The sequence below is a fragment of the Euzebyella marina genome, from assembly GCF_003687485.1.
Taxonomy (GTDB): domain Bacteria; phylum Bacteroidota; class Bacteroidia; order Flavobacteriales; family Flavobacteriaceae; genus Euzebyella; species Euzebyella marina.
The window spans coordinates 2197359-2222230 of the sequence record NZ_CP032050.1; the positions used below are offsets into that span (position 1 = coordinate 2197359).

Consider the following 24872-nt stretch of genomic DNA (forward strand, 5'->3'; position numbering starts at 1 on the left):
AATATATATGTGGTATCTAATTATTCCTACGATTCAAAGTACATTTTATGATAAATCATATCATATCATGGCAAAAATCAGACACAATAACTTTTTAGACACCGTACACGACCTGATGACGAACGCTTCTCGAGAAGGGGTCTTGCATCTATACGCTGAAGGAGATCATTTTACGGGAAGACATATCTCCGTAAAAGGAAAATCGCTCATGCATTTCGGAACGACCGGATATCTTGGTTTAGAACAAGACGAGCGTTTGAAGTCTGCAGCTATGGCGGCCATTGATAATTATGGCACCCAGTTCCCCTTATCCAAATCCTACATTTCCCATCCTTTATATGAGCAGTTGGAATTCCATTTGAATCAAATGTATGGGTATCCCATAGTGGTAACTAAAAATAGCACTTTGGGACATCTTGGGGTCATTCCGAGCATTGTCGGTACGAACGACGCAATCATTCTAGATCATCAGGTTCACTGGAGCGTTCAGTCAGCATGCCGACTGCTGAAGTCACAAGGGGTCGCTTTGGATATGATTAGGCATAATCATTTACAAATGTTGGAAGACAGAATCAAATTTCATATAAAACGGAGAAAAATTTGGTATATGGCCGATGGCATTTATTCGATGTTTGGTGATTATGCCCCAGTAGTTCAATTAATGGAATTGGCAAAAAAATATCCCCAATTGCATTTATATTTTGATGATGTACATGGGATGAGCTGGATTGGAAAAAACGGAACAGGATACGTTTTGGATCAGTTAAAGGAATTGTCCGATCAAGTTTTGGTATTTGGTACATTGAGCAAAACCTTTGGAGCAAGTGGAGCGGTACTCATATGTCCAAACGAAAAGCTATATCAAAAAATTAAGACTTTTGGTGGACCTTTAACTTTTTCGGCTCAGTTAGAACCCTCAGCAGTAGGGGCGGCCATTGCTTCGTCCAAAATCCATCTTTCCAAGGAAATTTATCAATTACAAGAGGAACTAAGTACTCGTATCCAGTATTTTAATGATTTATTGAAGTTAAGGGAAGTAGTGATTATTGACGACAATAACTCTCCCGTTTTCTATGTGGGCACGGGTGCGCCTGAAACGGGATATAAATTGGTTCGACGTTTAATGGACGACGGTTTTTATACGAACTTGGGAATGTTTCCAGCCGTTCCCGTTAAAAATACAGGTATCCGTATTACTATATCTCGACATAACCAGCTCGATGATATCAAAGCCTTGGCCGAAGCTTTAGAGCATCATTATCCGAAGGTTTTGCAAGAAACGGTCACATCCACCGATAGAATTAAAAGAGCCTTTGGAATCCATTCCTCATCGAATCCAAGCTTTAAAAATGACAGCAAATTACTTGTAAAGGTGTACCAAACTATTGAGAAGGTTGATAAAGAATTATGGGATTCCAATTTGGGTAGGAACGGTTTGTTTAATTGGGATGGGCTGTTATGGCTTGAGAAAAACTTTAAGAATAACTCGGCGATAGAAAACAATTGGCAGTTTCAATATATCATCATTCAGGATTCCGAGGGTATTCCTGTTCTTCTAACCTTTATGACTATTTCTTTATGGAAGGATGATATGCTTTCACCAGAAAATGTGTCCCAGGAATTGGAGGCAAAAAGAAAAGGAAATCCATATTACATGACATCAAAAGTGCTTTCAATGGGATCCTTATTTACAGAGGGAAAGCATATTTTTTTAAATGAAAAGCATCCGCTATATAAAAAGGCCTTGCACTTATTTATTCTAGCTATAGAAAAAATGGAAGGTGATACAGGGGCCCAAATGGTGGTTTTTCGTGATTTTAGCAAAGAAAATCGCCTTCAGAGCTTCCTTTTTAACCAAGGGTATATGAAGATAAGAATGCCAGATACCTGTTCGCTGCCATTACCGTTAGGAATTACCGCAGAAAGTCATATTGCTCAACTCTCGCCCAGAAACAGAAGGCATTTTCGAAAAGAGATTTTACCCTATGAGGCGGAATTCCAAATTGAAATTTTACAGAACGTCAACTCGGAGGAGCGGGAACATTTGTATAAGCTCTATCTCAATGTTCAAAAAAATAATTTAGGTTTAAATACTTTTCCATTGCCCATAAGTATGTTGGACCAAATGGCTTCCAACCCTAATTGGGAATTTATAATACTACGATTGAAAAGCGAATCAGGAATGCCCTTAATTGGCGTGATGTTCTGTTATATCAACACGCTGGGTAATTATATCCCTGCCTTTGTTGGAATGGATTATCGCTACATTACCAGTTATCACCTTTACCGTCAACTACTCTATCAGACTATCAAACGAGCCATGGCCTTGAACTTGGATAAAATTGATTTTGGTATGACAGCGTCCTTTGAAAAAAGAAAATTGGGCGCACAGGTTCATGAAGTCTATGCTTTTTTACAGACTCGTGATAATTATAAATTGGAATTTTTAGGTCTTATGGAAGGACAAAATAAGAGTTGATGGATGAAATACCTAAAGTTGCTATCGGTCTTTGAGTCGCATTTGGACGCCTTGGAAGGAGGGAAGGGAGATGTTCTTTTCAAGGCCGAAAAAGGCATTGTATTGGTAGAGAAAAGCATTCGGCAACTTCAAAAGGAAATAGCTGGCAAGCCTTTTGCCACCCCTGAGGATGAGATCTATTTCTTTAAGCATATCAAACCTCAAATCTTTAGTAAGCTAATTTATTATGTGAAGTTATTTAATTTAGAAAGCAAGAGACCTCGGGGTAATGACGCGGCACAAATCAAATACCTTCAAAATCAAATTGATAAGCTTCAAGCCTTTTTCAATGATAACTTAGAATTTTATAATTATTACCGACGGGGTGCCATGTCATTGGACGAACAGTATTTTATAAGGGGAAACCGCGATCTAAGACTACCTCTGGAATCATTTCATTTTTTAATTGATGATCAATTTTCTACGTGCCATGACGGTACTGTTTCCACCATAATGGCATACGATATGCTCATTGTATACCTTAAAAAGGAGATTGATGATTTAAATATTAACCTTGAAACTCAAAAATCCATTGCAATGGAAAAACCATCAAAATTATTCTGGACTGGAAGTAAAACAGATCTTATAGAACTTATATACGCCCTTCATGCCAGTCAATCGATTAATGGTGGTACCGTAGACATAAAGGAAATGGCTTCTCATTTTGAACATTTTTATAATATTGACCTTGGCAACTATTACCACACCTTTATTGAAATTCGATCACGAAAAACCACTAGAACACGGTTTTTAGAGAAATTGATCGATGCTCTTCAACATCGTATGGATTCCTTGGATGAATGAATGAATCGCTACCCCAAGTTGGGTGCCAACTTGGGCTTTTGACAAATTCCAATCATAAATGACTAAAGTTTCTTTTCAGAGGGTGTCATAGTATAAATCGTGTCCTGAATAAAGGCATTTGAGCGATTAGCAGTGAAACAATAATCTTCCCCAAGGTGGGACATATCTTGGGAAAGATTATTAAAATCCTTTTACATCTTTACCAAACGAAAGTCAAATCTCAAAAGAGACCATGGCAGAATTGAATTTTGCCTTTGGTCTCTTTATTAAAATCAAATGTTATGGGAGAAAGAATTGTTACTACTGATGATCTGTATGAATTTAAAATGAACCTCTTGGAAGAAATTAAACAATTGTTTCAAAATCAGGGTAAAATGGAAAAAAAATGGATCCGGTCGAACGAGGTACGGCAATTATTGGGTATATCCCCAGGGACCTTGCAGAACTTACGTATTAACGGCACTTTACCTTATACTAAAATTGGAGGGGTACTCTATTATGAGTATCATGAAATAATGCAAGTATTAGAACGAAACAAAATTCACAACCATATCTAAATTATTTTGGGGGAAATTAATTACATCACCCATCTGAATGCGGTATTTGAGCATTTTTCAAAAGATAAGAGGTTGAATGCGACTCATATCAGCCTGTATGTTGCGTTATTTCAGCTTTGGAACCATAATTTTTTTAAACAGGAATTTTACATCAATCGTGAAGAAGTTATGGCTATTTCCAAAATCGGTTCCAAATCCACCTATCATCGTTGTATCAAAGAGCTTAATTATTGGAAGTATTTAAATTATTACCCATCACACAATCCATTTAAAGGCAGTCGCATTAAGATGTTCGAATTTGGTACAAGCACTGAACAAGCTGTGGACCAAGACTGTACCAAAAATGGGACAAGTACTGGACAAGTAGTGGTACCTATAATAAAACAAATACAAACTATAGAAACTAATAAAAACAAGGTCCAAAAAAAGAATTTAAGGAATTCAGAATCTGACGAAAATAAAAACTACGGCAAGAACTATCCCAGTGTTCCCTATAGAGACCACTTGAAAATTTCTGATGAAAAAAATTATGATGAGCCTTTATGAACTTCAATGCGCCACATATCATTACTGAAGGTGTTAAACAATACCAATTGGGGGTTTTTAAAGGCAAAGAAATTAGATATGATTTTGAAAAAATCTTGGATTACCTCAATGCTAAAGGGCAATTGATGTTCGGTAAAGATTTTAAAATTTATAAAGAAGACCGGGATATACTTTACAAATTATGCCTCTATTTTATCCAAGATAAAGAACGTTGTCATCAGTTGGATATTGATATCAGGAAAGGAATACTACTATCCGGCCCCGTAGGCTGCGGTAAAACCAGCCTGATGAAATTGTTGAAGCACATTGTTCCACATCAGCGGTCGTATGCGGTCATCCCTAGCCGAAATATTGTTTTTGCCTTCAACCATCTAGGTTATAAAATCATCGGGGATTACGGAGACCAAAGACTCTATTGTTTTGATGATTTAGGAATTGAGCCCCTGGGAGTGCATTTTGGGCAGCAATGTAATGTGTTAGGGGAAATTTTGCTTTCACGCCACGAGCTCTTTATCAATCAAAACTACAAAACACACGCTACTACCAACTTAAACGCAAAAGAGCTGGAAGAACGTTATGGCAGCCGCGTGCGGTCTCGAATGCGTGAACTCTTTAACTTAGTAGCCTTTAACAAAAAGACTTCTGATAAGAGAAAATAAGTCAAATGCTAATGCGATTGATTGAAACCTGTAGTTTAATGGCTTTTCTGTAGTAGGGCCGGCATGATTTACTTTTGATTTCTCGCAATTGATATTCCCTAAAATAGGCGCTATACACTTCGCGGCCTCTGTGTCAAAAACTGCTTTGCCCATTCAATATTTGGAGAGAACTAACTTTTCAATTTAATTAGCTTCACGGTCATATTGAAACCCGGTCAATTAGGATAATTTCCCTAATACCTTCCCATTTGTAAATTTCAGATTACCACTTATCAACATGCATGGCTGATTTATCATTTTATTTAAGGTCATTTATCTACTTTTTTAAAGAATTATCACTTTAAAAAATTTTATTCACAAATAACTGATAATCAATATTTTAATATCCTAATTTGGTAATTTTAGCGTGTCAATAATTCTTAATCTCTTAAGTATTTTGGATATGAAAAAATTGCACTTTTCCGTATTGCTATCATTATTAATTTCTCATGCTCTTTTGGCACAGATTGGAGGTATTGAGGATTCGGTAAACGAAATATCCGATACCATTCGAACTATTTTCCCCATCATCTTGGGAGTCATATTTCTAGTTGGTTTTTTATTCAATGCCGGACATTTTTTTGGAGAGAACGCTGATCTCAAAAAGGGTATCACCCGTGTACTAATTTTTGTACTGATTGCTGGGGCTGTAGTAGGTATTTTCACTTATCTCATCGGTATAGTCGTATAACATGAAGAAGTTTGAGATATATAGAAACATCCGTAAAAGTGCGCTCATATTCGGATTACCGATATCCTCTTTTGCTCTAATGATGATTTCGGTAATAGGGTCCCTCCTGGCCATCATATTTTCGTTTGGTTTCATTATTATCCTATCCTTGGTTTTTTGGAACATTCTGTTCTACGCTATTCTGATCTATTTAGTAAGTCGACCGAATCTGACGCTGCAACACGAACCATTTCCTCCAACCATCAGTAATAAAAAAATAGGTCTTAGTAGCTATGAAGAAAATTAATCTCCAATCTTCTCACCCCATATTGGATATCCAAGACCATATGGTTTTTGCTAGTAATGGCAATGTTTTACTATGTTATGAAGCCCAATTACCGGAGGTGTATTCCCTATCGGAATCTGACTTTGATGAACTGCACAGTACTTGGTTTCAAGCATTGAAAACTCTACCCCCAGGAACCGTTGTACATAAACAAGATATTTATCAAAATCTGGGTTATGAGGGTTCCAATCTTCCCAATAAATCCTTTTTAGAGAAGGCAACAAGGAATTATTTTATAGGGCGTAGGTATTTAGGGCATAGAAGTTACCTCTACTTTTCATTGCCATTGGACAAGACCCTAAAGGCATCAAAATATGTGAATCCTTTCAAAAAATCAGAAAAAGGGTTGCACAGAAAAATGGACCTCCAAGTAGCTGAATTCGTAACTGCAGTGAATGATGTTATCTCCTTTATTAACAATAGTCGAAAACTACTATTGAAACCTATGAGTACGTCCCAATTTATGGGGATGACTAATGAGTATTTCAATGGTTTTAATCATGATTTAGATACCGATATAGTTTTGGGTAAGAAAAGCATTGAAATAGGAGAGCATTACTTCGATATGATGGTTATCAACAATGAGGGTTGTTTTGGGGGACCTGTTCAGAGTTCGAAAACAAACGAAAAATTCACCTCCGACGAATTTACTTTCCACCAAGGTTTTATCGATGGCTTGGGATTAGACATTAAAGAAAACCATATGGTTAACCAGGTCCTATACCTGGATGACAAACAAAAATGGCGTAAACTTTTGGAGAAGAAAATAGAAGAATTAACCAAAAGCTCCAATTTTGGAACTCAAAATAAAGTGGTCCTTAAGAAAGTTCAACGCATCATGGACCGTATCAATGAAGATGACACCTCGCGAATAATCAGGGGACATCTGAACATCATCTTCTGGCATGCCGAGTCCGAAGAACTTAAACGAATTGCTTCTAATATTAAGGCAGAGTTGAAAGAGTTAGACATCGTTCCTTATTATCCGAAGGGGGAGCACCGCAAGCACTACTTTCTTAATTCGTATCCCTGCCACGCCTCTAATTTTTCGAATGAGGACCTCTATGTCACCGATCTAAAACATGCACTTTGTCTATTTATCAACCATACTAATTATCTATCCGATCCACAGGGAATCATTTTCAATGAGCGGCAGTATAATGTACCCGTATTAAAGGATGTTTGGGATGAAAATAAGGTTCGAATTAAGGCACGTAACTTTGCCATTTTTGCCCCGACTGGGGAAGGAAAGTCGTTTTTGGCAAACAATATACTTAGGCAGTACTTTGAGCAAAACGTTCGACTGGTTATTATCGATTTGGGAGGTTCCTATACTAAATTCGCTAAACTTTATCCCGAACAGCACATTATTCTTCGGTATGAACAGGGTAAAAATTTAGGAATTAATCCATTTTACATCTCCGGTCAGGCAGACCTTACCCCAGAACGGTTGGAAGACCTGTCAGTGTTTGTAATGGAACTATTGGCGCAAAATACGGTTTCAAAAGCACAAGAGGTAGCCATGAAGAAAGTCTTGCTCTTCTATTATGAAAATGTACTTACTGGGCACTCTCTGGCTTCTTTATATCAATTTGTTGATGAACGAAAAACAACACTTCTTGATTTGTTAGCGATAAAAGAAATGCATTTTAGCGTTTATGATTTTTTACACATCCTATCGGAATATGTTAATGGGGGCATCTATAGTTACTTGTTTCATATAGAACAAGATCAGACCTATAAAATTGAGGACAAACGGCTTATCATTTTTGAGTTGGATGAAGTAAAGGATAATAAGGAAATATTGTCCGTAATGCTGAAGCTCATCAAATCTGCCATCCAACGCACCATTTGGAGGAATAGGTCGGAACGAGGTATTATTTTGTTTGATGAATTTGCCAAACAACTCAAGTTGGGAAACGTTTTGGAAAGCGTTGAATTTTACTATCAAGCCATCCGTAAACAAAATGGTGCTATTGGTATCATATTACAATCCATCAATCAATTACCTGTTAATTCTACGTCTGCAAGTATTCTTGAAAATACTCAAGTAATCTATAGCCTTCGAAATGAAAAGGGTTACGATGAATTGAAAAATAGGCTTCATCTCTCCAACCATGATTTGAATCAATTGAAATCCATTCGGAACCATTTGACAGGGGAACGAAAGTATACCGAGATATTTATCAAAATAGGTAAACAGAGCAATATCTATCGTTTGGAAGTACCGCCCGAAGTATATGCTGCTTATTTAACCGATGGAAAGGAAAGTGAGGCCATTATGAAACTCTATCAAAAATCCAATAGTATGGAATCAGCAATACGAGAGTTTATTGACATTCAACATAGATCCTATGAAAACGATTAAAAAAAAACAAATAAAAAGGCCATTGGTCATCCTGTCTTTAATACTTGTGACCATGCTAAATTCAGAAAAGGCACGGAGTCAAGGCATGCCGGTTTACGATAATACCAACTTTATCAGTTTGGTAAAGCAATTAGTTGAATCTGGCAAACAAACTTCCAATTTGATGAAAACGGTTAGTTTCCTAAAACAGCAAAAAGAAAATTTAGAAAAAGTTAATGATGTCATCAAACAATTGAATGCAGTAAAAGAACTATACAATAATAACCAACGCCTTTACGAACTGGTTCAAAAGGATTTACGTGAAATTTTAAATTCCCCTTATATCAAAGCCAATGAGGTAGAAAGGGTGACCAAATCCTTTAATGACATTATTGATAATTCGGTAGCCTCATTGGAATATATTGATCAAATTCTATCCAGTGATAACCTGAAAATGTCCGATGGAGAACGAACAGCTATTTTAAAGAAAAAAGAGTTGGAATCCAAAGAAATGGTGATAGAGATAGAGGCCAAAACGCAAAGATATAGGGATATCATATCCTTCCGTAGAATGCAGGATATAATTAACAATCGCCTAGCACATTATTAAAAGAGGGTAGGGATGGGATTGGAATATGTCGATACGGTTTTCCAAACGATTAAGAATAGTGACTTTGCCCAATATACCATGACAGGAATGAAGGCCCTGGCCATTCTATTCTTTTTGGTAAATATTATCAAAAAATATAATGAGGGGATGGTTTCTGTTGAAGGTCAAACGTGGGGTCTAACACCTCAGGAACTTTTAAAGAATTTTGTGGTAGTGATCTTAGTCCTATTCTCCTCCCAAGTTTTAGAAACTTTTGACGGTATTCTAGTGGCAATAGAAGGCCAATATAGGAATACGGCCCCTGCGCTTCTTCCTTTACAGTTACAAGAGGTAGACCTGGAACAGGAAGTAGGCGCGTTGGAGGCCGCCAAAAAAGCGATGGCCATTCTATATGAAGCCTTGGTCACTCCCTTGTATGGTTTGAAAATGTTAGCTTTCATAGGGGGAGTCATTTTATGGCTATTGGATCTTTTTATCTACCCCATTTTTCTTGCAGAGCGATTTTTCCTTTTAGGTATTCTACAGGCATTTTTCCCCTTGGTCATCAGCATGGCTGTTTTTGAGAAGTTTCGGAATATGGCCTACCATTTTTTTAAACTGTATGCCGGAGTCTACATGTTAGTCCCAGCCTTCTTTTTGGTCAACGTATTTATCAACCATTTATATAATGAGATGACTCAACATTTTTGGAATCGTCTTTTTGGGACAGATTGGGGAAGTGCATTTTTTGCGCCCTTGATAGATGTGGCAACCATAGGTTTTATAGTGTTGATAAAATTCAAGCTCTACCGCAAAGCAATTTCTTTTACCCTTAAACTATTCTCGGCATAATATGAAGACACCTTTTAGGAACATTTATAATATTCTCAAGCTGAATCGATTCATTGTTCTGTCTTGCGTGATAGGAGCGTCCTCGACCTGCATCTTTTCCATTTTAATGGTCCTGAAGTTACATAAGGAGACTGTGGACAGGGCTTTTGTAGTGAATACGGAGGGGAATGTTATTCCCTTGAAAATGGTTTCTCAAAAAGAGAATTTGGAGGTGGAGGCACTGGCACATTTACAGTTGTTCCATAATTATTTCTACGGTCTGGACGCTTCTAATTACCAACAAAAACTGGAAAAGGCACTATGGTTAGGGAATAGTTCGGTAGATGAGCTATACCGTCAAAAAAAGGCGGAAGGATTCTATAATCGATTGTTACAATATTCCTTAGTTCAAAAAACGAGTCGAATAGAATCTCAAATTGATTTGAAGGAGGAACCTTATTCCTTTAGGACCCGAATAGTATTGGAAATAAATCGAGGTAAGGTTACAGATGCCTATGAATTGATTACCTCAGGTAAGCTGATACATGTAGATAGAAACTTTCCCAACAATACCCATGGGTTGTTAATCACCGAGTTTTTTGAGAAATCCCTGAGGAAACTAGAAAAAAATTACACTGAAGAACTTAATTCTAGGTAGTCATGAAAACTAAAAAGATAAGGTTATGATGAGATTGGACAAGAAACGAGTGGTCTTCTACTTAGGATTAGCAACAGTGTTGTTGTTCATAGGGGGTTATTATTATAGCAACGTTAAGAATGAAGGTAAAGAGATGAGCAATTCAACTGAAGTTTTGACTCCTAAATTAGTCGATGAACAGAAACAATATGAATCTAAATTAGAAGCTATTGAGGAATTAAAAGAACCTCGCATAAAAAATGTTCCTTCATTATATCCGGAACATATGGTAGATGAAAAGGGCTACATCAATCCAGACTACATACAATACGAGAAGCATCGCCTTATAGATAGTATTTATAACCAAAGCCTATTCCAAAGTGAAAGAAAAATAGCAACGGATACCAATTCCAGTATTTTGTTGAGAAAGAACAACGATACTATGATTCAAAATACACCATCTAACAATAATTCGAAAGATATTAATGTAGCGGGTCAAGAATTGGGTCTAGAACATCAACTGTTTTTCTCCTCTAATCCCAGGATCCTTGTTGAGAAGGGATTATCAAACGACACTGAAAAAATTATAGTTCGAGTAGACGGTAACCAAAAAATTCGAAAAAACTATCGTCTGAAAATGCGCTTGGTCAAAGATGCAATTATTGACGGCGAAATCGTAGAGAAAAATACACCCATTTATGGTTTCATAAGTTTTAAGCCTAATAGAGTCATAGTTGATATAAATAAGATTAATCATCGCTCCGTCGAATTAAAGGCCTATGACTTTCAGGATGGAAGTGAGGGAATTTATGTTGAAAATCAAATAAAGGAGGAGGTTACCAATGAGATTATAGGTGATATGGTTGATGATTTTAATATTGCTGGTGTCCCGCCAGTTAACAGTTTGAAGAAAGTATTTCAACGAAACCATCGGGCTATTAAAGTACTTGTCCTAGATAACTATCAATTTTTATTGGGTCCTTCTCGATAATGACTAAAATCATTCTATGAAAAATTATATTTTATTGTCAATGGTCTTTTTTTGGATAAGTAAGGGGTTTGCCCAAAAAGAACTAGATACACTTTACGCTAATGAGAACCAAATACTTACGCTCTTTTTTCCAAGTCCAATCCGTCAGGCTATTACTGGCCATTCTCGCTTTATCTTCACCTATAATCGTGAAAGAGAACAATATTTTGGTACACTCCAATCATTTCCGGGCCCCCTGAGTAATTTATTGGTGGTTACAAAGGATGGTAGTGTGTATTCCTATTACTTAAAGTACTCTAAAGAATTAACTTTGTTGAATTACTTTTTTACAGAGAATGAAAGAATTGGGCATGAGGAAGGAATTTCCCCATTAATTAAAAATGGAGACGTAAACGACAAAGGACCTTTAGATGCTACTTACTATGGTCGCGCATCAGAATATTTATTGAGTTTGGCCCAACAATCAATAGCTATTAACCGAATGAATGGAATTAAGTTACAGTTGGAGAAAATTGTCTACAATGGACCAGACGTTTATCTCGTTTGTGAGTTCTCAAATAATTCCAATATACCTTTTGAAATTAACGATATTAGGGTATCGATTATAAATGGTAATAAAAAGAAAAGCGCTTCTTTTCAAAAATTAACGAAAGAGATACAATATAGCCACAAGCTTCCGCGCGTATTATTTTCAGGGCAAGCCAGTAGATTTGTTTTGGTATTGAATAAGTTTGTTCCCAATTCAAATGAGAAAATTTCTATTGCCATTAGGGAAGAGAAAGGTAACCGAAAGATAGATTTAATTTATTCCAATTAGGAAATGGTAGCCTTTAGCCAAGTGTTTTTTGAACTCGGTAGCACACCTCTACATCCACCAATAATGATTGTAATGAATATGATTACATTGCAAACTCCATTTAATCATTTCCAATAGAATTCCATTGGACATAGAAAAACCCCAGAATTTATGGGGTTGTTCTCGCACCATTTGTCCTTCGTAATGATAACTTTGTTTGAACAACTTTTTAATAAAGCCTTTTCAATACTTAGAAAAAGAATAAGTAAAATCTCTAATTTTCAGGTTTTTAACCATAAATTAGTAGATTATGAAAAATTTAATTTTTACAATTTTTTTGATGATTCTTTTTTCTTCATGTACAGCAGATAGTATTGAAGAAGGAGTCATAGATGATCAGAAAAATCCAAGTTATCAAATTGAAAGCGTTGATCTTTCCAAAGGAAAGAAACGACCCGGGGATAATTAGAATTTCATCCTTAGTTAGTTATATATTAGTTGCCTTGTCCGGATTAGTGCTCTATTTGGACAAGGTTTTTTTACATTTTGATATTCAGTTTGGAATGTTACAGAAATTTGAAGCCATAGGGATGGATTTCTCTTTTTATATCTGGTTGATATCTCAAACTATTTCTCCTTTATTGCTACTGACAGCATTGGCCATTCGTTGGTTCAATATCATTCTAATCATTCCATTTTACTGCTACTTTTTACAACTATATTTTGTTTTTAAAGATCATAGGATTGTAGATGATAATTATTTGGAGTGGTATGCTATAGGAAGTTCATTGTTGTCCCTCTTGGTTATCTGGTACTTCCGAAAATTATTGATGATTCGGTTACAACGCGATATGAAAATAGCCAAGAGTAAAATAAAGTCCTATGGGCAAAAATATTATCATAAATAATTGATTATAAGGCAAATTGTATGTTTTATCTATCTCTATTTTTAGTTTGGAATCACAGCCCAAAAGCAATGTCGTGGTAAAGGCTCCTTAAAGTACAGGATTATAAAACATAGTTTGGCGATATTGCAATAGTTTATTATGCGAGACCACAGGTTGTTTACTAAATCTATACTTATAAGGTGATGAGGGACAATTATCTAAATGGAAAAAAGATTTTTTTATCAGGAAATTTTGACCCTTGGACGAAAGAAGAATTAAAGGTACGCGGTGCCATTCTCCAAAATCAAATAAATATCAATTTGGATATACTTTTTATCGGAAGTGATTATGAGAAAGGAGATGTTGAATTAGCAAAACAGATGGATGTTATGATCATCAATTCGGATATTTTACTACAACATCTATCTAGTTGAATTTAAGTATAATCTCTTGATATAGAGCTTAAAAGTTGATTAATTATAATTATTAATTTACCATTACTGAAACTTTCAGTGAAATTTATGGTAAAATTTTACAGAGGTTGGATTAAAAGAAAGGATAATAATCATAAAATAATGCAGGTTAGGAGGCGTTTCATTATAACCTTTCTAGCATTTAGTGATTTAATTCTGTGCAGTTTTAAAGATTAGCTGGTTTAGGTATAAATTATCCCCACACAAAAGGTCAGGTTAATTCTGACCTTTTGAATTTAGTGGACATGAGTAATTATCTAAAAGAGTAGCATTTATTAGGTTTCGCTGGGGAGCTTGGACCTAATATGAGGATTTTATCTTTTAGCTGATTAATGGAAGGTCAGATTCATCTGGCCTTTTCTTATTTGAATTCAGCACCTCATTTTTTGAATAACTCTACGAAAATCATACTTTAACTTTGGCTTGCAATAATACTTCTAAAGTATTTTTTACATTTATGAAAAAATCGGATAACCCCCTCGATATGCTAAGGATTATTCTTGCAAGATCTCTTTCATATGGCATTCAGCTGAAAATTTATGTGTAGATGAAGAAGAAAGGCATCCACCGAAAAAAAAAGAAAAAAATAGAACCCAATGTTTCTCTAGGGTTATTAGGTACCCTGGATGCCATTCTTAAATTAGGGAATGCTAATTATAAAAAACAGTCAAAAAAAAAGTAGCATTTTGGAAGTTTTTTTCCTTGACTGAAAAGATTATATTGAAGCGCCGGGAATGCCATATTAAGTGCTATCCTCTGATATTTTCTGAAGTATAAAATCTTCTTATAGCAAATTCAAATAATTTAATGCTTGAATTATGCTGCAATTTTATTCATGTGTGGCTACTCTTATAAATATAGGTAGGTAATTTTAGCCCAAATTCTGCTACATGTTTACACTTACTTACGAGTCCCAGGCTAATCCCACTATTACAAATGAGGATATCGAAAACATTTTAAAAACGGCTCGACAGTTCAATTCTGAAAATGGAATTACCGGCTGCCTTATGTATTATTCCCAAAGATTTATACAGATATTGGAGGGTCCTGAAGATAAGGTAAAAGAACTTTACGAGAATATCAAAAAGGATTCTCGGCATACTAAAGTCAGTTTATTCAGCAAGGACGATATCAACGAACGAAACTTCCCGGATTGGGGTATGGCCTATTATCCTATTGATGAGGATAAAATGGGACTTCCTGAATTTGAACAGTTCAAGAGAAACTTAATGCTGTTGGCGGACTTAAGTCGACCTACCAATGTGACGGCTATTCTTTTCTGGAAGAAAATGAAATACCTTCTATCCATTCCTCCCTCCAAACATGATTTATAATGGTAGATTCTCCCTTGGTGGAGTGTTCACACATATAGTAATCTAAATCACAAGTGCTCAACCAATCATCTTTTTCAAAGCTTCCAATTCAACGCCTAAGCTGTTGAACATTTGAACAATGCTGCTAAGTTTTAGTTCTTCTGCTGAATATTCCTGCGTATTGATACTACAAGTGAATTCCCATAGTTCCAAAACTTCGTCTATAGCTACTTCATAAGGTTCATAGGCGCTATTATCAGAAACTAATTGTAGTGTGTTGTTCATATGAATCCGGTTGTACACCCTTTTGTAAACCATTCCGTTGTTTAAGGTAAGTAGGATATAGGTTTTGCCATCTACAATATCGCTTCTGTTCTCCACAAATTTTCCTATAACAAAGGCACCATCTTTCATAGGTAACATGGAATCGCCCTTTATGGGAAAGGCCCTGTGCTTGCCGGTGGGTAGAAAAGGAAGTTTAATTTTGGCCAATTGCTCTATATATTCGGGATCATCATATCCTGCTAAGTAACCGGCAGAAGTTTTCACTGGTACAACCTCAATCAAATCTTCATTTTCGGAATCTACCATAATGGGAAACAATACCCTTTGATTGCCCAATTCGATAAATGAAAAATCCTTGGCCTTCGTTAAATCCTTTTTGATAAGAATGTCTACAGGAATCCGAAAGTAATTAGAAATCGAAATCAGTAAATCTAGATTGGGCTGAGAGCGACCCTCTTCCTTAGAGCCCAAATTTGATCGGGTAATGCCCAATTCTTCGGCCAACTGCTCCTGGGAAAGTCCTTTTAAATCTCTTAAATGACGGATGTTCTTTGAAATGAAATTCATAATACTACAAATATAAGCAATAGCGACTACAAATTGTAGTTAATTTTGTCGGTCCTATGGAAAGCAATATTCTACATCTCGATTTAGATACTTTTTTTGTGTCCTGTGAAAGGCGATTGGACTCCAAACTCTTGAAGCGGCCTGTGTTAGTAGGTGGTACAGGCAATCGTGGTGTTGTCTCGGCCTGTAGCTATGAAACACGAAAGTTTGGCGTGCGGTCAGGTATGGCCATGAAATTGGCCAAGCAACTTTGTCCAGAGGCATATGTCATCCGTGGAAATGCCAGTACGTATACCAAATTCTCTCAAGAAGTCACCGATATCATAAAAGAACAGGTTCCTTTATTTGAAAAGGCCAGTGTAGATGAGTTCTATGCCGATTTATCAGGAATGGATAAATTCTTTGGTTGTTATAAATATGCAACAGAACTCCGGCATAGAATCATGAAGGAGACGGGGCTGCCTATTTCTTTTGGCTTATCCTCGAATAAGATAACCTCAAAAGTGGCTACCAACGAGGCGAAACCCAATAACCAAATGAAGATAGAATTTGGTTTGGAGAAATCGTTCCTGGCCCCCCTTTCGGTACATAAAATACCTTCCATAGGCGAAAAAACATTTCAGTCCCTTAAAAACATGGGTGTCTTTAAGGTGAAGACTATTCAGGATATGCCCGAGGAAATGATGATCAGCGCCTTTGGCAAAAATGGTCAGGTGATATGGCGTCGGGCCAATGGGATGGATAGACCCCCATTGATACAGTATCACGAACGAAAGTCCATATCAACGGAAAGAACCTTTTGGAATACAACGGACATGGTCAAGCTGCGAACGACTTTAACGGCCATGGCCGAGAATTTAGGCTTTGCCTTACGAAACGGGGATAAGTTGACCTCCTGTATTTCCATTAAGATTAGATACGCTGATTTCAATACCTATACCAAACAGGTTAAAATACCCTATACCAGTGCGGATCATATTCTGATTCCGAAAGTATTGGAGCTTTTTGAACAATTGTACCAAAGACGGTTGCTACTGCGCTTGGTGGGGGTGCGAATGAGCGATTTGGTTTCCGGTAACTACCAAATCAATCTTTTTGATGATACCGAGGAAATGCTCAACCTATACGGGGCAATGGACCATATCCGAAGAAGATTCGGAGAAAAGACTGTCATGAGAGCTTCCTCGATGGGAGCAAAGTCCATAGGTAGATTTTATAATGCCTTTAATGGTGAACCACCTATGGTTTTGGCACATAGAACGCAATAAGAGATGTACCTTAACTGTCATACATATTATTCCTTGCGCTTTGGAACCTTCTCCGAATTGGATCTGCTCCAGTTAGGGAAAGGTTGTGGATTGAAGGAACTGGTATTGACCGATATCAATAACACCTCGGCTTGTCTAAATTTTATTCGAAAAGCGCCTGAGTTTGGTATCAGACCCATGGTCGGGATTGATTTTAGAAATGGGGCGAAACAATTGTATCTGGGCATAGCCAAAAACAATGATGGGTTTAGGGAACTTAATTCATTTTTATCCATTCACTCACATCAATCAAAGCCACTACCCGAAGTAGCCCCAGAATTCGAGAACGTTTTTATCATCTACCCTTTTGAACAGTTGATGCTATTGCAAAAAACAACTTTTCGTACTTATGAATATATAGGCATATCCATTGAAAATCTGAGAAGACTACCTTTTTCTCCCTATCGCGAGGCCTTTGAAAAATGGGTGGTACAACAACCTGTGACATTTCGCAATAAGCGTGATTTCAACGCCCACCGTCTTCTTCGTGCCATTGATAATAATACCTTACTAAGCAAATTACAAACTACGGAGGAAGGACGACCCTCTGAACGGATGTTACCTTTAGAGGAGCTATCGAACACATACGCCCATATACCCGGTATTTGGGAAAATACACGGCGTCTATTATCGCAATGTTCTATAGACTTTCAGTTTGGAGCCAAAAGAGTGTCCCAAAACTTACAGGTTTTTGGAAAGTCAAAAGAAAGCGATTTTAATACCCTAAAGAACCTATGCCAAGAGGGCTTGCCTTCGCGTTACCCTGATGCCAATAATCAAGTAAGGGCACGGCTCCAAAGGGAGTTAAAGGTCATTCAGGAGATGGATTTTGTTTCCTATTTTTTAATCAATCACGATATCATTACCTATGCAAAAAATAAGGGCTATTTTCATGTTGGGCGGGGGAGTGGCGCCAATAGTATTGTAGCCTATATCATCGGCATTACCGATGTTGACCCCATTGAGTTGGACCTATATTTTGAACGATTCATTAACCCATTTAGGGCATCACCTCCTGACTTTGATATCGATTTTAGCTGGAAAGATCGTGATGATATCACTGACTATATATTCAAAAAACACCCTAATGCAGCTCTTTTGGCAACCTACAATACCTTTAAATATCGGGCTACCGTTAGGGAGTTGGGAAAAGTTTTCGGACTCCCCAAAAGTGATATCGATCAATTAAGTGATGGGAGTTTTAATAGGTCTAAAATGGAGGAAATACATCGCTTGGTATTAAAATATGGTTCGCTCATACAAGGCATGCCCAATCATTTAAGCGTTCATTCTGCAGGAATTCTTATTCTTGAGAGGCCTATACACTTTTATTCGGCCACCGATTTGCCCCCAAAAGGATTTCCTACCGTACAATTCGATATGATCATTGCTGAAGATGCTGGAATATTTAAGTTTGATATATTGGGACAACGAGGCCTAGCAAAAATTAAGGAGGCGATTGAAATCGTAAAGGAAAACCGGCCAGATTTACCTGAAATCGACATTTCTCAAATTGAGAAGTTTAAGAAAGACGATAATTTGAATAACCTGTTAGCGCAAGGTAAAGCTATTGGAGTCTATTATGTAGAGTCTCCGGCCATGCGAGGTTTGATGAAAAAACTAAAGGTAAGGGACTATTTGAGTTTGGTAGCGGCCAGTTCGGTCATCCGTCCTGGAGTTTCTTCCTCAGGGATGAAAACGGAGTTCATCCGCAGACATCGTGAACCCGAACGACGTAAAGAAGCGCATCCAATATTGGCTCAGATTATGCCTGAGACGTATGGTGTTATGGTCTATCAAGAAGATGTTCTGAAAGTAGCCCATGAATTTGCCGGTTTGGATCTTGGGGAGGCCGATGTATTGCGGAGGGGGATGAGCGGAAAGTTTCGTTCTAGGGAAGAATTTCAAGCGGTCGAGTTAAAATTCCGTTCCAATTGCATGGAAAGAGGTTATTCAGAGGAAATCATCAATGAAGTTTGGGAGCAGATTTCGAGTTTTGCGGGTTATGCTTTTGCTAAAGGGCATTCGGCTAGTTATGCAGTAGAGAGCTATCAGAGTCTTTACCTTAAACATTATTTTCCATTGGAGTTTATGGTAGCCGTACTTAATAACGGCGGCGGTTTTTATAGTAGCGAACACTATATTCATGAGGCCCGAATGTGTGGGGGTATCATTCACGCCCCCTGTATCAATCACAGTGATCATGCCAATTGTATCAAGGGTAAGAATATTTATCTCGGTTTTGGGTATTTGAAAAATCTTGAAACCTTATTAGTTCAAAGACTGCTGACCGAACGTCAACTTTACGGTAGGTTCGAGTCCTTGGATGATTTTGTGGATCGTGTAACCGTGAGCTTAGAACAGCTAACTATTTTGGTACGTATTGGCGCATTTCGATTTACTGGAAAAAGTAAACCTGAATTGCTTTGGGAGGCTGCCTTTAAATTGAATGCGCTAGGTAAGCGCTCGGCCCATCCCCAATTATTCAGGCCTGACCATAGAAAATTTGTATTGCCGTCGTTTAATCAAGGATGGCTGGAGGATGCCTATGACGAAATGGAATTGTTGGGTTTTCCCTTGTGTGATTATTTCGATTTGATATCCGAAAAATTGCTTTCCGAAGCATTAGCGAAGGATATGGCGGGATTCTCAGGGAAGGAAATGTTACTTTATGGCAATGTGGTGAACACGCGATTTCATACGACTAGCCAAGGGAAAAGAATGCGTTTAAGCACCTTTATTGATCAAGAGGGAGACTATTTTGATGCTGTACATTTTCCAGGTGTTGTGGAAAAATATCAAATTCTAGGTAGGGGCATATATGCGTGTTATGGAAAAATTACGGAAGAATTTGGCCACTTCAGTATGGATGTCATATGGACTAAAAAATTGCATCTTAAACCGGATCCCCGAAGTTCGGATGAGCCCAAGTACGAAGACTTTTTTAAGCTTAAATCTGCTAAACGAAAGGAAATCAAAAGCTAATGATTATCTTGTAGTAAACAAATTAGGTTATGTGCTACGATGTTCGGGTCCATTTAGATACACAGCTCAAAAGGGCCAATAGAGAAGGTAATAAAGAAGTGCTCAAGGATATTAAGGAGCGAATAAAGGAGGTCGCCGATTTTCCTTATTACCATGTAACTGGTTTCAAGCATCCCAGATTATTGATATACACCAATGAAAATCCCTATGAACCGACCATTTCACAATGGGGGTTGGCACCTTACTGGGTCAAGAATAAAAAACAGTTGTATGGGGCGTGGAACAAAACTTTGAATGCCAGGGGTGAAACTATATTTGATTTAAAATCCTTTAAGTCTTCCGCCAAAAGTAGAAGGTGTCTTATTCCAATTGATGGGTTTTATGAACATAGACATTTCAATAACAATACATACCCGCATTTCATTTTTAGAAAAGGTAGTCAACCCATGGTATTGGCAGGTCTTTGGCGTGAATGGACGGATGAAGAAAGTGGAGAGACCCAAAGTACCTTTACCATAGTAACGACCACGGCCAATGAAATGATGGAAAAAATCCACAATAATCCTGCGGCTTCTGAAGAACCGCGAATGCCATTAATCTTACCCGATGAACTTCAAGATAAGTGGTTAGGTGAATACGATGAAGAATTGGCAGAAAAAGCGATAAGCGAGCTCATTGGACCTTACCCGGATGAGGAAATGGAAGCTTATACGGTGGACAGACTAAGAGGTAAGGCATATAAGGGTAATGTTGCTGAGATTACAAATAAGGTAGACTATCCTGAGCTCTCGCAGACTGAATTATTTTAACTAATTTTTGAATCTGAATAGATTTAGAAATATAATAGCTTCATCTCATTTTGTTAAAGTTTAAAAAAAAGTTGATGCGTATCAAGCGCTATTCGGAAAAGAAATTCCCGCTTGATATTCTTAGTTCTGCTTGCATACATTCATTTCAACCCGGATGAATCTTAAGGTCTAGTTGCTAGAAAATTACCAGTTGCTTAACTAGTATTTGAGTAGTGGATTTTAGATTATTAAAAGTTTTAATCTAATATTTGATTTCTTCATCCTCTCGTGAGAATGATATAAATGACTTTTTGCTTCTTTAAAGAAATTTATAAATTGTACAATCGTTTGACCATGCTATTCTTATATAATTAATGAGATATAAAATTTTCCTGATTGATGATGATGAAGATGATCGTGACCTTTTCGAGGATGCCATAAGTGAACTCCCATTCCAAACTGAAATTGATACATTCGCAAATGGTTTGGATTTATTCGAATATTTAGGGGCTGGTCATCCAATTCCGCATCTCATATTTATGGATTTCAACATGCCGGTTTTAAATGGTGCAGATTGTCTACTAAGAATTCGCAGAGAAAAGAGGTTGCTAGATATTCCTGTAATTGTTTATTCTACAATAATTGTGGACAGCATTGCCAAAAGGTTATCTGAATCCGGAGCAAATCAATATTTGCAAAAACCATCTTCATTTCAACAGCTAAAATCTATGTTGGAGTTATGCATAACAAATGTTTTAAATATAAATGGGAAAGGTCAGGGAAATTTAGAATTTGTATTTAGGGAAATGTGATGACACATACGGAACATGATATGCTCCCATCATTTCTTCAAGGTGGGGGAGAAATGGCTACTCTAATAGCTGCCAAAGACTGGACTACTCATAAATTGGGGAAACCTGAAACTTGGCCTTTGTCTTTAAAGATTTCCTTAAGCAATATGCTTAAATCTGCATTTCCAAAATTTATATGGTGGGAAAGTGATTTATACTGCTTCTATAATGATGCATATCGACCAAGTCTAGGTACAGAAGGTAAACATCCTTCAATTATCGGTGAAAAAGCCAAGAACGCCTGGCCGGAAATTTGGCATACTATAGAGCCAATGATTAGAGAGGTGCTATCTACCGGTAACCCCATTTTTAGAGAAAATCAATTGATTCCAATAAATCGAAATGGTAGAATAGAAAATGTCTATTGGACCTTTAGCTATAGTGCCTTAATGGGTGACGACGAAAAAATCAATGGTGTACTCGTCACTTGCTCCGAAACAACGAATGCTGTCCTTAACCTGAAAAGGTTAGAAGAGAGCGAAGATTTATTAAAATTTTCGGTTGATGCCGCTGAGCTTGGCACTTGGGATTATAACCCAAAAACCCATAAGTTTCAAGGGAATAAAAGGCTTAAGGATTGGTTTGGCATATCTAATAAGATGGAAATTGATTTGCCAATTGCCTTGAATGCTATTCTACCACAAGACAGGCAACGTGTCGAAAGTAAGATCCAGAAAGCTTTAAATGGAGAAAATGATGGAAAATATGATGTTGTATATTCAATAGAGAACAAGACCACCAAAGAAATTAAGATAGTTAGGGCCTTGGGTCGTTCCTGGTTTAATGAGGCAGGTGAAGCCTATCGATTCAATGGTATACTTCAAGATGTAACAGAACAAGAAAAAGCCGCTGAGCAACTTAGGTATGCCAATCTCCAAATTAAAACTGAAAAGGAAAGATTCGAAAATATAGTACGGAATGCTCCTACCGGGATAGCTATGTTTAAAGGGCCCCAATTAGTTGTGGAAATGGCTAATCCGACTTTCTTAAATTTTATAAATAAAAAACCCCATCAGTTAGTTGGAAAAAAACTTTACAGCTTATTTCCAGGTATTGAGGAGAGGGTAAGTCCACTTTTTAATGAATTATTTAAAAGTCGAGAATCGGTTCGCGGTAAGGAGTTTTTAATGCCAGTAAAAAGAAATGGTAAAATTGAACAGGCCTATTTCAATTTTATTTTACATCCAATAAATGGAGAATCCGATGATTTACTGGAAATAATGCTAATTACTAACGAGGTCACTGATTATGTAGTAGCTCAGAATGATTTAAAGGAAAAAGAAACACAGTTTAAAAATTTAGTATTACAATCTCCTGTGGCAAAAGCCATATTTCGAGGTAGCGATTTACGAATCGAAATGGCCAATAATAAAATGCTTAGTCACTTTTGGGGTAAGGCATGGAAGGAAATTGCGGGAAAAAGATTAATTGATGTATTTCCAGAATTAGAGGGCCAGAAATATATTGAGATTTTAAAAGACGTAATAAGAACTGGTAAGTCGACCCGTGATTATAATTCACAAGCTATAGTAAATATCAATGGTCAGCAGAATACCTTTTACGTGAATTATGTATATCTGCCTTTGAGGGAAATCGATGGCTCGGTTTCCGGAGTTATGATAACCGTTACAGATGTATCTAACGAATACTATGCCAGGCAGAAATTAATTCATTTTTCAAAAGAATTAGAGAATCAGGTAGAACAACGAACTCATTTATTAAACAAGGCTAATGCAGATTTAGAAAAATCAATTAAGCAATTAGAGAAAGCAAATGATGAATTAGAATCATTTGCATATGTCTCTAGTCACGATCTACAGGAGCCTTTACGGAAAATTCAAATGTTCACCTCTCGAATCATGGAACGGGAGGGTGATAGTCTATCAGATAAAGGAAAGGGATATTTTCATAAAATTACAGAATCAGCCAAGCGAATGCGTTCGTTGATTGATGATTTGCTGGCCTTCTCCAGAGCCGATGACAATAGTTTCAAGTTTGAAGCCGTAGATTTAAATACTATTCTGAATCAAATTATTGAAGATAGATCCGAGTATATTGATATAAAAAAGGCCGAGGTAAAATACGACAGACTGCCGATAGTTATTGGGGTGCCATTTCAGTTACGGCAAGTTTTTGATAACCTTATCGGTAACTCCCTCAAGTTTTCTAAAGAAAATGAAATTCCCAAAATTCAAGTATCGTATTTTAAATGTAGTTCGAGAGAAATAAATAAACTGGAATTGAATAGAAATTTGAGCTACGCAAAAATTCAGGTCACCGATAATGGGATAGGTTTTCCATCTGGAATGGAAAATAAAATTTTTGAGGTTTTCCAAAGATCACATCACAAGACGAAGTATGGAGGTACCGGTATAGGGTTAGCCATTGTAAAAAAAATCGTTCTGGCTCATAATGGTGCGATTGTGGCCTCCAGTAAAGTTGGAAATGGAGCTTCTTTCACCCTTTATTTGCCTATGGAATAATGATTTTAATCAATTTGATATCATATGTTTGATTCATAAAAAGTTAGATGATTGTAGACAAATTTTATTTAGAACTATTTATCCGGATATTATAGCTATCTTGCAAGGCTATTAATAAGGTTAATCTTACTCCAGCGAAATGAATGCGAAACAAAGAATAATTTTGGTGGATGATGATCCGGATGACCGCGAATTATTTGCAGAGGCCTTCGATGCTCTGAAATTGCAGGCCGAGCTTCTTCTCTGTGAAGACGGTAGTGACTTCTTAAAAAAGCTTGACAGGTTGGACCAATCGGTGAGCACTTTGATTTTTCTGGATCTTAACATGCCTGTTATTTCTGGAATCGAAGTTTTGAAAAAACTACGTAACTCATTAGGTCTTGATAAGATTTTTGTCGCAATCTATTCCACCTCTACTTCTGAAGCGGATATTGAAAATGCCTATATGAATGGAGCTCACGGATATATTTCAAAGCCCTCAAGTTTTGGGAAGTTAACTGCGCTGTTAGGTAAGACCTTAAAAATCGCTACTAGTAATAGTTTTAAACCTCTTCCGAAGGACCGCTTCCTCTTGAACAATGACTGATTATCTTACCAACTGTA

General features: G+C 37.0%; 24 protein-coding genes. 23 read left to right on the top strand and 1 reads right to left on the bottom strand.

Annotation, left to right across the window (positions count from 1 at the left end; translation table 11 throughout):
- Positions 1-67 precede the first annotated feature (67 nt).
- The 17 genes from D1013_RS09255 to D1013_RS09330 all read left to right on the top strand — a co-directional run bounded on the left by D1013_RS09255 (position 68) and on the right by D1013_RS09330 (position 15024).
- On the top strand, positions 68-2479 hold the full coding sequence (locus tag D1013_RS09255; RefSeq protein WP_121848551.1) for an aminotransferase class I/II-fold pyridoxal phosphate-dependent enzyme: 2412 nt from the start codon (positions 68-70) through the stop codon (positions 2477-2479).
- A 3-nt stretch (positions 2480-2482) separates the two neighbouring features.
- Positions 2483-3322, top strand: coding sequence for an RteC domain-containing protein (locus D1013_RS09260; protein ID WP_121848552.1), 840 nt, complete (start codon positions 2483-2485; stop codon positions 3320-3322).
- 281 nt (positions 3323-3603) lie between these two features.
- Positions 3604-3879 carry a helix-turn-helix domain-containing protein gene (locus D1013_RS09265; protein WP_121848553.1) on the top strand — a complete coding sequence of 92 codons (276 nt, stop codon included), beginning with the start codon at positions 3604-3606 and terminating at the stop codon, positions 3877-3879.
- Positions 3880-3885: 6 nt separating this feature from the next.
- Complete coding sequence (locus tag D1013_RS09270; RefSeq protein ID WP_121848554.1) at positions 3886-4425, top strand: hypothetical protein; 540 nt, start codon at positions 3886-3888, stop codon at positions 4423-4425.
- Positions 4422-5084, top strand: a complete 663-nt coding sequence (locus D1013_RS09275) for a P-loop NTPase family protein (protein ID WP_121848555.1) — start codon at positions 4422-4424, stop codon at positions 5082-5084. The genes D1013_RS09270 and D1013_RS09275 overlap by 4 nt, the downstream gene beginning before the upstream one ends.
- Positions 5085-5526: 442 nt before the next feature.
- On the top strand, positions 5527-5814 hold the full coding sequence (locus D1013_RS09280; protein ID WP_121848556.1) for a hypothetical protein: 288 nt from the start codon (positions 5527-5529) through the stop codon (positions 5812-5814).
- 272 nt (positions 5815-6086) lie between these two features.
- On the top strand, positions 6087-8507 hold the full coding sequence (locus tag D1013_RS09290) for a TraG family conjugative transposon ATPase (protein ID WP_121848558.1): 2421 nt from the start codon (positions 6087-6089) through the stop codon (positions 8505-8507).
- On the top strand, positions 8494-9096 hold the full coding sequence (locus D1013_RS09295; RefSeq protein WP_121848559.1) for a conjugal transfer protein: 603 nt from the start codon (positions 8494-8496) through the stop codon (positions 9094-9096). Before D1013_RS09290 ends, D1013_RS09295 begins: the two co-directional genes overlap by 14 nt.
- A gap of 12 nt (positions 9097-9108) precedes the next feature.
- Positions 9109-9927 (top strand): hypothetical protein, encoded by an 819-nt coding sequence (locus D1013_RS09300; RefSeq protein ID WP_121848560.1) that lies wholly within the window; start codon positions 9109-9111, stop codon positions 9925-9927.
- Position 9928: 1 nt separating this feature from the next.
- Complete coding sequence (locus D1013_RS09305) at positions 9929-10564, top strand: conjugal transfer protein TraK (RefSeq protein WP_121848561.1); 636 nt, start codon at positions 9929-9931, stop codon at positions 10562-10564.
- A gap of 25 nt (positions 10565-10589) precedes the next feature.
- Positions 10590-11534, top strand: coding sequence for a conjugative transposon protein TraM (gene traM / locus D1013_RS09310; RefSeq protein ID WP_121848562.1), 945 nt, complete (start codon positions 10590-10592; stop codon positions 11532-11534).
- 16 nt (positions 11535-11550) lie between these two features.
- Positions 11551-12351, top strand: a complete 801-nt coding sequence (locus tag D1013_RS09315; protein ID WP_121848563.1) for a DUF4138 domain-containing protein — start codon at positions 11551-11553, stop codon at positions 12349-12351.
- 289 nt (positions 12352-12640) lie between these two features.
- Positions 12641-12799: a hypothetical protein gene (locus D1013_RS20355; RefSeq protein WP_162987864.1), complete on the top strand. Its 159-nt coding sequence runs from the start codon at positions 12641-12643 to the stop codon at positions 12797-12799.
- A 94-nt stretch (positions 12800-12893) separates the two neighbouring features.
- Positions 12894-13238, top strand: coding sequence for a hypothetical protein (locus tag D1013_RS09320; protein WP_162987865.1), 345 nt, complete (start codon positions 12894-12896; stop codon positions 13236-13238).
- A gap of 182 nt (positions 13239-13420) precedes the next feature.
- The gene (locus D1013_RS09325) at positions 13421-13651 is read left to right on the top strand and encodes a BRCT domain-containing protein (RefSeq protein WP_121848565.1); all 231 of its coding nucleotides are present in this window, start codon (positions 13421-13423) and stop codon (positions 13649-13651) included.
- Between the two features lie 586 nt (positions 13652-14237).
- Positions 14238-14372 (top strand): hypothetical protein, encoded by a 135-nt coding sequence (locus D1013_RS20590; RefSeq protein WP_262689318.1) that lies wholly within the window; start codon positions 14238-14240, stop codon positions 14370-14372.
- A gap of 208 nt (positions 14373-14580) precedes the next feature.
- On the top strand, positions 14581-15024 hold the full coding sequence (locus tag D1013_RS09330; protein WP_121848566.1) for a BLUF domain-containing protein: 444 nt from the start codon (positions 14581-14583) through the stop codon (positions 15022-15024).
- A gap of 57 nt (positions 15025-15081) precedes the next feature.
- Here D1013_RS09330 and D1013_RS09335 read toward each other — a convergent pair whose 3' ends face one another.
- A complete protein-coding gene (locus tag D1013_RS09335; RefSeq protein WP_121848567.1) occupies positions 15082-15855 on the bottom strand; it encodes an XRE family transcriptional regulator in 774 nt (257 codons plus the stop codon).
- Positions 15856-15911: 56 nt separating this feature from the next.
- On the opposite strand from D1013_RS09335, the gene D1013_RS09340 reads away from it, so the two are divergent.
- The 6 genes from D1013_RS09340 (at position 15912) to D1013_RS09365 (ending at position 24855) form a co-directional block, all read left to right on the top strand.
- Positions 15912-17123 (top strand): DNA polymerase Y family protein, encoded by a 1212-nt coding sequence (locus tag D1013_RS09340; RefSeq protein ID WP_121848568.1) that lies wholly within the window; start codon positions 15912-15914, stop codon positions 17121-17123.
- A 3-nt stretch (positions 17124-17126) separates the two neighbouring features.
- Complete coding sequence (locus D1013_RS09345; RefSeq protein ID WP_121848569.1) at positions 17127-20147, top strand: DNA polymerase III subunit alpha; 3021 nt, start codon at positions 17127-17129, stop codon at positions 20145-20147.
- 29 nt (positions 20148-20176) lie between these two features.
- Positions 20177-20956, top strand: coding sequence for an SOS response-associated peptidase (locus tag D1013_RS09350; protein ID WP_121848570.1), 780 nt, complete (start codon positions 20177-20179; stop codon positions 20954-20956).
- Positions 20957-21309: 353 nt separating this feature from the next.
- Positions 21310-21747 (top strand): response regulator, encoded by a 438-nt coding sequence (locus D1013_RS09355; protein WP_121848571.1) that lies wholly within the window; start codon positions 21310-21312, stop codon positions 21745-21747.
- Positions 21748-21767: 20 nt separating this feature from the next.
- Positions 21768-24269 (top strand): PAS domain-containing protein, encoded by a 2502-nt coding sequence (locus D1013_RS09360; protein WP_162987866.1) that lies wholly within the window; start codon positions 21768-21770, stop codon positions 24267-24269.
- A 139-nt stretch (positions 24270-24408) separates the two neighbouring features.
- The gene (locus tag D1013_RS09365) at positions 24409-24855 is read left to right on the top strand and encodes a response regulator (protein ID WP_121848573.1); all 447 of its coding nucleotides are present in this window, start codon (positions 24409-24411) and stop codon (positions 24853-24855) included.
- Positions 24856-24872 lie beyond the last annotated feature (17 nt).